This is a genomic window from Klebsiella sp. BIGb0138, from assembly GCF_004342285.1.
Classification (GTDB): domain Bacteria; phylum Pseudomonadota; class Gammaproteobacteria; order Enterobacterales; family Enterobacteriaceae; genus Klebsiella.
The window spans coordinates 725,486-735,305 of sequence record NZ_SMCV01000002.1; the positions used below are offsets into that span (position 1 = coordinate 725,486).

The window sequence follows — 9,820 nt, forward strand, 5'->3', positions numbered from 1 at the left end:
TCATGAACGTATTTAACCCCGTCGACCATCCGCATCGTCGTTATAACCCGTTAACCGGGCAGTGGATTCTGGTTTCACCGCATCGCGCCAAACGCCCCTGGCAGGGGGCGCAGGAAACGCCGGCCAGGTCAACCCTGCCGGCGCACGATCCGGATTGCTTCCTGTGCCCGGGTAATACCCGCGTCACGGGAGACACCAACCCGAACTACACCGGGACCTACGTGTTTACCAACGACTTCGCGGCACTGATGACCGATACCCCCGATGCTCCGGAAAGCGACGATCCGCTGATGCGCTGCCAGAGCGCGCGCGGCACCAGTCGGGTCATCTGCTTCTCGCCAGATCACAGCAAAACGCTGCCCGAGCTGAGCGTCGAAGCGCTGGAAGAGGTGGTTAAAACGTGGCAGGAGCAGACCGCCGATCTGGGCGCAACCTACCCGTGGGTGCAGGTTTTTGAGAATAAAGGAGCGGCGATGGGCTGCTCCAACCCGCACCCGCACGGCCAGGTATGGGCCAACAGCTTCCTGCCCAATGAAGCCGAACGCGAAGATCGCCTGCAAAAAGCCTGGTTCGCCGAACAGGGTTCGCCAATGCTGGTGGCTTACGTGCAGCGTGAATTAGCCGACGGCAGCCGGACGGTGGTCGAAACTGAACATTGGCTGGCCGTTGTGCCTTACTGGGCGGCGTGGCCATTTGAGACGCTGCTGCTGCCGAAAGCGCACGTGCAACGTCTTACCGATTTAACCGCAGCGCAGCGCAGCGACCTTGCGCTGGCGCTGAAAAAGCTGACCAGCCGTTACGACAACCTGTTCCAGTGCTCATTCCCCTACTCCATGGGCTGGCACGGCGCGCCGTTTAATGGCGAAGACAATAATCACTGGCAGCTACATGCCCACTTTTATCCGCCGCTGCTGCGTTCCGCGACGGTGCGCAAATTTATGGTCGGCTACGAAATGCTGGCCGAAACCCAGCGCGATCTGACGGCGGAACAAGCCGCCGGGCGCCTGCGGGCCGTCAGCGACGTTCATTTTCGCGAATCCGGAGAATAACAATGAGTCTGAAAGAGAAAACCCAAACCCTGTTTGCTGAAAAATTCGGCTACCCCGCCAGCCATGTTATTCAGGCACCGGGTCGCGTCAATCTGATCGGTGAGCATACCGACTATAACGACGGCTTCGTACTCCCTTGCGCGATCGATTATCAGACGGTCATCAGCTGCGCGCCGCGGGCTGACCGCATCGTGCGGGTGATTGCCGCTGACTACCAAAATCAGAGCGATGAATTCTCCCTGGATAAGCCGATTGTCAGCCACGACAGCCAGCAGTGGTCAAACTATGTGCGCGGCGTGGTGAAACATCTGCAAAAACGCCATAACCATTTTGGCGGCGCGGATCTGGTGATCAGCGGCAACGTGCCGCAGGGTGCCGGTTTAAGCTCCTCCGCCTCGCTGGAAGTGGCGGTCGGTACCGTTTTCCAGCAGCTGTACCATCTGCCGCTGGACGGGACGCAAATCGCCCTCATCGGTCAGGAGGCGGAAAACCAGTTCGTGGGCTGTAACTGCGGCATCATGGACCAGTTGATCTCTGCACTGGGTAAGAAAGATCATGCGCTGCTGCTTGACTGCCGTACTTTAGGTACCAAAGCCGTATCGATGCCCAGGGGCGTCGCGGTGGTGATCATCAACAGTAATTTTAAACGTACCCTGGTCGGCAGCGAATACAATACCCGCCGTGAACAGTGCGAAACCGGCGCGCGTTTCTTCCAGCAGCCGGCGCTGCGCGATGTCAAAATTGCCGAGTTCAACGCCGTTGCCCATGAGCTGGACCCGGTGGTAGCGAAACGCGTTCGTCACGTACTGACCGAAAACGCCCGCACCGTCGAAGCCGCCAGCGCGCTGGAGAAAGGCGACCTGAAGCGTATGGGGGAGCTGATGGCCGAGTCTCACGCCTCGATGCGCGATGATTTCGAAATTACCGTCCCGCAAATTGATACCCTGGTCGAGATTGTCAAAGCCGCCATTGGCGATAAAGGCGGCGTTCGCATGACCGGCGGCGGCTTCGGCGGCTGTGTTGTGGCGCTGGTACCGGAAGCGCTGGTGGATACCGTTCAGCAGGCCGTTGCGGCCCGGTATGAAGCGGAAACCGGCATTAAAGAGACCTTCTACGTCTGCAAACCGTCACAGGGGGCTGGCCAGTGCTGAATCAAACCAACGAACGCGCGCCGGACGGCCAGCCGTGGAATCTGATCACCCTGCGTAATGACGCCGGGATGGAAGTGACGCTAATGGACTGGGGTGCCACGCTGTTATCGGCTCGCATAACGCTGGCCGATGGCGAGGTTCGCGAAGCGCTGCTCGGCTGCGCGACCCCGGAACAGTATAACCATCAGGCGGCCTATCTCGGCGCCTCGGTGGGCCGGTATGCCAACCGAATTGCCAACAGCCGCTTCACGCTGGATGGCCAGACTATCGCCCTGACGCCCACGAGCGAAGCCGGCCACCAGCTGCACGGCGGGCCGGATGGCTTTGATAAACGCCGCTGGCAGATTGTCCGCGCGGACGAACATCAGGCGCTGTTTGCCCTCGCATCCGCTGATGGCGATCAGGGCTTTCCGGGCAGCCTCAACGCCACGGCGCACTATCGTCTGACCGAAGATAATCGCATCGCCATTGAGTATCGTGCCACCGTCGATCGGCCTTGCCCGGTCAATCTGACCAACCACGTGTACTTCAATCTGGATGGTCAGCTGAGCGATGTCCGCAATCATCGGCTGCAAATTTTCGCCGACCAATATCTGCCGGTCGAAAGCGATGGCATCCCGGGCGGCGAGCTGCAAAACGTCACGCTGACCGGCTTTGATTTCCGCACGCCGAAAGTGCTGGCGGACGACTTCCTCCGCGATGACGATCAGCAGAAAGTGAAAGGGTATGATCATGCATTCCTGCTGCAGGCCAAAGGCGATGTTCGCCAGGCGGCCGCCCATGTCTGGTCGCAGGATGAAAAACTGCAGATGACGGTCTATACCTCCGCCCCCGCCCTGCAGTTTTATTCCGGTAACTATCTCGGCGGCACCCCGTCGCGCACGGATCGGCCTTATGCCGACTGGCAGGGTCTGGCGCTGGAAAGCGAATTCCTGCCGGATTCTCCCAATCACCCGGAATGGCCACAGCCAGACTGCGTATTGCGCCCCGGCGAGGAATACGTCAGCCTGACTGAATACCAGTTCATCGCCGGATAATGCCCCAGCCCTCCTGTCGGAGGGCTTTTTTTCGCCATTTTGCTGCAAATTACGCCGCTTACAGACAAAAAGATAACCGCCGATTTACAAGCATCTTACACTGAGCCACTATTTTCGCTATGGTTAGGGATAAGCGTTGCCGTGGCTCAAATTACGGCAATATAATGAGAATAGTAATCAATCAATAAAACGCATACACCACAGCATTCGGGTTGCGTCGGGCCGGCAGCCGGGTGAATTCCTGGGAGCATAGACATCTATGCCATCCTGGAGCGCACCGGTTGCCAGCGTTGAGGCAGCGCGGAAGATGGCGTGTATTGAGGAGTGAGAGAATGGCTGTAACTAAGCTGGTACTGGTCCGTCATGGCGAAAGCCAATGGAACAATGAAAACCGTTTCACCGGTTGGTACGACGTCGATCTGTCCGAGAAAGGCGTTGGTGAAGCAAAAGCGGCAGGTAAACTGCTGAAAGACGAAGGCTTCAGCTTCGACTTTGCTTATACCTCTGTGCTGAAACGTGCCATCCACACTCTGTGGAACGTGCTGGACGAACTGGATCAAGCGTGGCTGCCGGTAGAAAAATCGTGGAAGCTGAACGAGCGTCACTACGGTGCATTGCAGGGTCTGAACAAAGCGGAAACTGCGGAAAAATATGGTGACGAGCAGGTAAAACAGTGGCGTCGTGGTTTTGCCATTACCCCGCCGGAGCTGACCAAAGATGACGAGCGCTATCCGGGTCACGATCCGCGTTATGCAAAACTGACCGACAAAGAGCTGCCGCTTACCGAAAGCCTGGCGCTGACCATTGAGCGCGTTGTGCCTTACTGGAACGAAACCATTCTGCCGCGCCTGAAAAGCGGTGAGCGCGTGATTATCGCCGCTCACGGTAACTCCCTGCGCGCGCTGGTGAAATACCTGGACAACATGGGCGAAGATGAAATCCTCGAACTGAACATCCCGACCGGCGTGCCGCTGGTTTATGAGTTCGATGAAAACTTCAAACCGATCAAACACTACTACCTGGGCAACGCGGATGAAATCGCCGCCAAAGCCGCAGCGGTAGCCAACCAGGGTAAAGCGAAGTAATTTTCGCCAGCCATAAAAAAAGCGTGGAGTCGTCCACGCTTTTTTATTGCCCTCAGCCCGGCGTCGCGACGCCGGGCCGGGCGACGCAACGCATTAGCCGCGGCGGGCTTTCACCGCGTCCGCCAGCTGGCGCAGGATGAGATCGGTATCTTCCCAACCGATACAGGCATCGGTCACGCTCTTACCGTAGGTCAGCGGCTCGCCGCTTTCCAGATTCTGATTCCCTTCCACCAGGTGACTTTCAATCATCACCCCCATAATCGCCTGCTCACCGCCGGCAATCTGCTGGCAAACGTCCGCCCCTACTTCCATCTGCTTTTTAAACTGCTTGCTGGAGTTGGCATGGCTGAAGTCGATCATGATTTGCGCCGGCAGGCCCGCTTTCGCCAGACCGACCTTCACTTCCGCGACGTGCTTCGCGCTGTAGTTCGGCTCTTTACCACCGCGCAGAATGATATGACAATCGCTGTTACCGCTGGTGTTCACAATCGCCGAATGGCCCCATTTGGTCACTGACAGGAAGCAGTGCGGCGCGCCGGCGGCGTTGATCGCATCGATAGCCACTTTAATGGTCCCGTCAGTGCCGTTTTTAAAGCCCACCGGGCAAGAGAGGCCGGAAGAGAGTTCACGATGCACCTGCGATTCCGTGGTACGCGCGCCGATAGCTCCCCAGCTCATCAGGTCGGCAACATACTGTGGGGTAATCATATCGAGGAATTCACCCGCCGCAGGCAGCCCGCTGTCGTTAATCTCCAGCAGCAGCTTACGCGCAATACGCAAACCGTCATTGATGCGGAAGCTATTATCCATGTGCGGATCGTTAATCAGCCCTTTCCAGCCGACGGTGGTACGCGGTTTTTCAAAATAGACGCGCATCACCACTTCCAGTTCCCCTTTCAGCTCTTCACGCAGCGCCAGAAGACGCCCGGCGTACTCTTTTGCCGCAGCAGGATCGTGAATTGAGCACGGGCCAATCACCACCAGCAGACGATCGTCGTTGCCTTTGAGGATCTGATGGATCGCTTTACGCGCATGAGCCACGGTATTTGCGGCGTTTTCGGTAGCGGGGAATTTTTCCAGGAGCGCAACGGGAGGTAATAATTCGTTGATCTCTTTAATACGTAAATCGTCGTTCTGATAATTCATGTTCTTTCCAGCGTTGCCATCTTATCTATTTAAATGCAATCCCTCCAATCTATCTCTTCGCCGAAAAAGTGTAAACATGATTTTACAGTCGCGACAGATTAATCCTGGAAATAGGGTTAAAAACGCCATAAAGTAGCGAATAATAATCCTTAAGCTATAATTTTTAACTGTTAAAGCCATATTTTACGCAAATAATTAGTATTCCATGCTGGTGTAACTCTTTGATGTAGGGTCTTTAACCAGAGCGTGTCACCACTCAGGCAAATGCACTGTTGGAAGCGGCTATCCGACAATTCGACCATAACAGGAGCATCCGATGAAAATGACCAAACTCACCACCCTCTTTTTAGCCTCCGCCCTCACTCTGGCCAGTGGCGCTGCCCTGGCGGCAGATAGCGGCGCGCAATCCAATAACGGGCAGGCAAACGCCGCCGCCGATGCCGGGCAGGTCGCCCCCGATGCCCGTGAAAACGTAGCGCCGAATAACGTTGATAACAATAAAATCAACTCCGGCGGGACGATGCTCCATTCCGAAGATTCACCTGCCAATAGCGGCGGGATGACCAGCGACGAAGCGCATAAAAACTCGATGTGCAAAGACGGCCGCTGCCCGGATAGTCCCCAGGGCGACAGCAGCAAAACCGACGGTACCACCCAGTAACCCCCAGGTTTAACATCAGGAGAGCTACGGCTCTCCTTTTTCATTTTGTTAACCGAAAAGCGGTATGATGTCATACAGTAATAATGATAATTATCAGGGGATGGCACCATGGCCCACGCGCACTCTCATACTTCTCCTTCACCGTCGGAAGATAATAATGCCCGCCGGCTGCTGCAGGCTTTCATCGTCACCGCCGGTTTTATGCTGGTTGAAGCCATCGGCGGAGTACTCTCTGGCTCGCTGGCGCTGCTGGCCGATGCCGGCCATATGCTGACCGATTCAGCCGCCCTGCTGTTCGCCCTGCTGGCGGTCCGCTTCGCCAACCGCCCGCCCAACACCCGCCATACCTTCGGCTGGCTGCGTCTGACAACGCTGGCGGCTTTCGTCAACGCGATTGCGCTGGTGGTGATCACCATTCTTATCGTCTGGGAAGCGGTGCAACGCTTTAACCATCCCCAACCTGTCGCCGGCGCCACGATGATGGTCATTGCCGTTGCCGGTTTGCTGGCCAATATCCTGGCGTTCTGGATCCTGCACCGCGGCAGCGCGGAGCGGAACCTCAACGTTCGCGCCGCCGCGCTGCATGTCCTCGGCGACCTGTTGGGCTCGGTTGGGGCAATTATTGCCGCGATAGTGATTCTGACCACCGGCTGGACGCCGATTGACCCGATTTTGTCGGTACTGGTGTCATGCCTGGTGTTACGTAGCGCCTGGCGGTTGTTGCAGGAAAGCATGAACGAGCTGCTGGAAGGGGCCCCGCGCTCGTTAGATGTCGAGGGGCTAAAACGCGATTTGCATCGCTCCGTTGCGGAGGTTCGCGATGTCCATCATGTTCACGTCTGGCTGGTCGGCGAAAAAACGGTGATGACATTGCATGTTCAGGTGGTACCGCCGTACGATCACGACGGCCTGCTGAATCGTATTCAAACCTTTCTGCAGCATAAATATGCTATTGAACATGTCACCGTGCAGATGGAGTATCAGCCCTGTAGCGGCCCGGAATGCCGTCTTAACCTGACGCACGCCGGGCATGGCCATCAGCACCATCATTAACGAGATAACGCGTGAGAACCTCGCTCACGCGCGCTGTTCATCCACATGCGGCTGCCGTTGAGGGCAATAAAGGTCAACAGCAGATATTCCAGCGCCATCGCGTACACCCCCTGAAGGGCGAAAATCACCACGCTGATGACGTTGATAATCACCCACAGCAGCCAGTTTTCGACATATTTGCGGGTCATCAGAATCATCGCCGCGATCGACAGCACCATCATGCAGGAGTCCCAGAACGGGAACGCATCCGGCTGGAGCTCCGGCATCGTCACCTGCAGCCCCAGGCCCTGCATCACCGTCACCGCAATCTGGGTCAGGAATGCGAAGACCGGGTTGATGAACACCGTCATCAGCGCAATCGCCACCACGCAAGCCGTCAGCCAGCCGAGCGCCCAGGGCAAAGGTAGCCAGCGAATTTGCAGCTCGGCCTCATGGTCGCTGGTTTGCCGCGACCATGCGTACCAGCCATAAACATTAGCGGCAAAGAAAAATACCTGGAGCAGCAGGCTGGCATAGAGCTGAATCTGAAAGAAAATGATGGCGAACAGCGTCACGTTGATCAGCCCAAAAGCATAGTTGCCGATCTTTTCCAGACTCGCCAGCCAGATACACAACAGCCCGGCAAGGGTGCCGACCGCCTCAATCCATGATAAGTCGTATCCCCCGGCCCCAATGGGTATATGTACCAAAATGTTCTGTGTACTAAAAAAATCCATATTTTCCCCAGAGCGTATGATGACGCCGTTTGTCAGTTATCCCCGTAGTGTAGCTGCAAAATCCAGCATTCTGTTAAGCGGAATTAATGCCCCGGTGCGCAGCTGGGTATCCACCTGGATTTCGTGTTCAAGGCCTCCGTGCTCCAGCCCTTCAGCGATGGCCTTCAGGCCGTTCATCGCCATCCACGGACAGTGGGCGCAGCTGCGGCAGGTCGCCCCTTCTCCCGCCGTCGGCGCTTCCAGCAGCTCTTTTTCCGGCACCGCCTGCTGCATTTTGTAGAAGATCCCCCGATCGGTGGCGACAATAAGCTGGCGCTGAGGCAACGTTCTGGCGGCGGCAATCAGCTGGCTGGTCGAGCCGACCGCATCGGCCATCTCAACGATCGACTGTGGCGACTCAGGATGCACCAGTATGGCAGCATCGGGATACAGCGCCTTCATTCGCGTCAGCGCCTGAGTTTTAAACTCATCGTGGACAATACAGGCCCCTTGCCAGCAGAGTACGTCCGCGCCGGTTTGTCGCTGCACGTAACGCCCTAAATGACGATCCGGCGCCCAAAGAATTTTTTCGCCCAGGCTATCCAGATGTTCGATAAGTTCAACAGCGATACTGGAGGTAACAACCCAGTCAGCGCGCGCTTTTACCGCCGCCGAGGTATTGGCATAGACCACCACGGTGCGATCGGGATGCGCATCGCAAAAAGCATTGAATTCATCAACTGGACAGCCCAGATCCAAAGAGCACTCGGCGTTTAGCGTGGGCATCAGGATCGTTTTTTCCGGGCTGAGGATTTTTGCCGTTTCTCCCATAAAGCGGACCCCGGCAACCAGCAATGTTGATGCCGTGTGGCGAGCGCCGAAACGAGCCATTTCCAGAGAGTCCGCAATACAGCCGCCGGTCTCTTCTGCCAGTTGCTGAATTTCAGGATCGGTATAGTAGTGGGCGACCATCACCGCATCGCGCTCACGCAGCAGACGTTTAATCTTTTCCCGATAAAAGTGCTTTTCATCGCGACTTAAGGGCAATGGCTTAGGCGGGAATGGATAAATCGCCGTTTCAGGGTCAAACATTACGCTCATCATGCAATCTCGTTTTACTGGCTTAACTCAAAAACCGTAAATATGCCCACACAGGGCATCATAACGGTCATGATGTTTTATATGCTAAACAAGATAGCCGATTGTACAGAAATTGTCGTGAGGAATTTATACCTGAATGAAGCCAAAGAAAGAGGGAGCTATTTTTGTGGTGGAAAAACAGCGGATAGCAAAAAGCGGCATCCTCCATGGGGTCGTGCAGGATGACCCGACTTCGCCTCGCCCTACGGGCCGTCGCCGCAAGGGCTCCGTTGTCTCACTACGTGAGACCCGAACCTGCTGCAGGTGCGAATTTTGTACCCCGTGGATAGCAAAAAAGCGCCTTTAGGGCGCTTTTTTACATTGGTGGGTCGTGCAGGATGACCCGGCTTCGCCTCGCCCTACGGGCCGTCGCCGCAAGCGGCTCCGTTGTCTCACTACGTTCGACCCGAACCTGCTGCAGGTGCGAATTTTGTCCCCCGTGGATAGCAAAAAAGCGCCTTTAGGGCGCTTTTTTACATTGGTGGGTCGTGCAGGATTCGAACCTGCGACCAATTGATTAAAAGTCAACTGCTCTACCAACTGAGCTAACGACCCGCTCGGGTACTACCTGAATTCTTCTTCACTCGTCACCAGTATAAAACTGGTGGGTCGTGCAGGATTCGAACCTGCGACCAATTGATTAAAAGTCAACTGCTCTACCAACTGAGCTAACGACCCGCTCGGGTACTGTCTGAATTCTTCTTCACTCGTCACCAGTATAAAACTGGTGGGTCGTGCAGGATTCGAACCTGCGACCAATTGATTAAAAGTCAACTGCTCTACCAACTGAGCTAACGACCCGC

The 9,820-nt window shown here is 56.1% G+C and carries 9 protein-coding genes, 3 tRNA genes and 1 other RNA gene; 6 read left to right on the top strand and 7 right to left on the bottom strand.

Annotation, left to right across the window (positions count from 1 at the left end):
• Positions 1–2 precede the first annotated feature (2 nt).
• From galT to gpmA, 4 genes are all read left to right on the top strand, one after another.
• Positions 3–1,049 carry a galactose-1-phosphate uridylyltransferase gene (gene galT, locus EDF73_RS07800; RefSeq protein WP_132727996.1) on the top strand — a complete coding sequence of 349 codons (1,047 nt, stop codon included), beginning with the start codon at positions 3–5 and terminating at the stop codon, positions 1,047–1,049.
• 2 nt (positions 1,050–1,051) lie between these two features.
• Complete coding sequence (gene galK, locus EDF73_RS07805; RefSeq protein ID WP_132727999.1) at positions 1,052–2,200, top strand: galactokinase; 1,149 nt, start codon at positions 1,052–1,054, stop codon at positions 2,198–2,200.
• Positions 2,194–3,237, top strand: coding sequence for a galactose-1-epimerase (galM, locus tag EDF73_RS07810; RefSeq protein WP_132728001.1), 1,044 nt, complete (start codon positions 2,194–2,196; stop codon positions 3,235–3,237). Before galK ends, galM begins: the two co-directional genes overlap by 7 nt.
• A 332-nt stretch (positions 3,238–3,569) precedes the next feature.
• Entirely contained in the window at positions 3,570–4,322 is a 753-nt protein-coding gene (gpmA, locus tag EDF73_RS07815; RefSeq protein WP_132728004.1) for a 2,3-diphosphoglycerate-dependent phosphoglycerate mutase, read from the top strand.
• A gap of 93 nt (positions 4,323–4,415) precedes the next feature.
• Here the strand turns inward: gpmA and aroG are convergent, their stop codons facing one another.
• Complete coding sequence (gene aroG, locus EDF73_RS07820) at positions 4,416–5,468, bottom strand: 3-deoxy-7-phosphoheptulonate synthase AroG (RefSeq protein ID WP_132728007.1); 1,053 nt, start codon at positions 5,466–5,468, stop codon at positions 4,416–4,418.
• Between the two features lie 316 nt (positions 5,469–5,784).
• Here aroG and EDF73_RS07825 point away from each other — a divergent pair, with 316 nt between their 5' ends.
• Together EDF73_RS07825 and zitB are read left to right on the top strand one after the other, a co-directional pair.
• Positions 5,785–6,129, top strand: a complete 345-nt coding sequence (locus EDF73_RS07825) for a YbgS-like family protein (protein WP_132728010.1) — start codon at positions 5,785–5,787, stop codon at positions 6,127–6,129.
• A 108-nt stretch (positions 6,130–6,237) separates the two neighbouring features.
• Entirely contained in the window at positions 6,238–7,182 is a 945-nt protein-coding gene (zitB, locus tag EDF73_RS07830; protein ID WP_132728013.1) for a CDF family zinc transporter ZitB, read from the top strand.
• On the opposite strand, the gene pnuC is transcribed toward zitB, so the two are convergent.
• The 6 genes from pnuC to EDF73_RS07860 form a co-directional block, all read right to left on the bottom strand.
• The gene (gene pnuC / locus EDF73_RS07835) at positions 7,179–7,898 is read right to left on the bottom strand and encodes a nicotinamide riboside transporter PnuC (protein ID WP_132728016.1); all 720 of its coding nucleotides are present in this window, start codon (positions 7,896–7,898) and stop codon (positions 7,179–7,181) included. The genes zitB and pnuC overlap by 4 nt on opposite strands.
• 36 nt (positions 7,899–7,934) lie before the next feature.
• Entirely contained in the window at positions 7,935–8,978 is a 1,044-nt protein-coding gene (nadA, locus tag EDF73_RS07840; RefSeq protein WP_132728142.1) for a quinolinate synthase NadA, read from the bottom strand.
• Between the two features lie 361 nt (positions 8,979–9,339).
• A non-coding RNA gene (locus tag EDF73_RS07845) (RtT sRNA) lies at positions 9,340–9,472 on the bottom strand.
• 24 nt (positions 9,473–9,496) lie between these two features.
• Positions 9,497–9,572, bottom strand: a tRNA-Lys gene (locus EDF73_RS07850).
• 47 nt (positions 9,573–9,619) lie between these two features.
• A tRNA-Lys gene (locus EDF73_RS07855) sits at positions 9,620–9,695 on the bottom strand.
• A 47-nt stretch (positions 9,696–9,742) separates the two neighbouring features.
• A tRNA-Lys gene (locus EDF73_RS07860) sits at positions 9,743–9,818 on the bottom strand.
• Positions 9,819–9,820: the final 2 nt, after the last annotated feature.

Coding starts and splice junctions, on each gene's coding strand:
- nadA (WP_132728142.1), bottom strand. CDS start 8,978: ATGAGCGTAATGTTTGACCCTGAAACGGCGATTTATCCATTCCCGCCT.
- pnuC (WP_132728016.1), bottom strand. CDS start 7,898: ATGGATTTTTTTAGTACACAGAACATTTTGGTACATATACCCATTGGG.
- galT (WP_132727996.1), top strand. CDS start 3: ATGAACGTATTTAACCCCGTCGACCATCCGCATCGTCGTTATAACCCG.
- gpmA (WP_132728004.1), top strand. CDS start 3,570: ATGGCTGTAACTAAGCTGGTACTGGTCCGTCATGGCGAAAGCCAATGG.
- zitB (WP_132728013.1), top strand. CDS start 6,238: ATGGCCCACGCGCACTCTCATACTTCTCCTTCACCGTCGGAAGATAAT.
- EDF73_RS07825 (WP_132728010.1), top strand. CDS start 5,785: ATGAAAATGACCAAACTCACCACCCTCTTTTTAGCCTCCGCCCTCACT.
- aroG (WP_132728007.1), bottom strand. CDS start 5,468: ATGAATTATCAGAACGACGATTTACGTATTAAAGAGATCAACGAATTA.
- galK (WP_132727999.1), top strand. CDS start 1,052: ATGAGTCTGAAAGAGAAAACCCAAACCCTGTTTGCTGAAAAATTCGGC.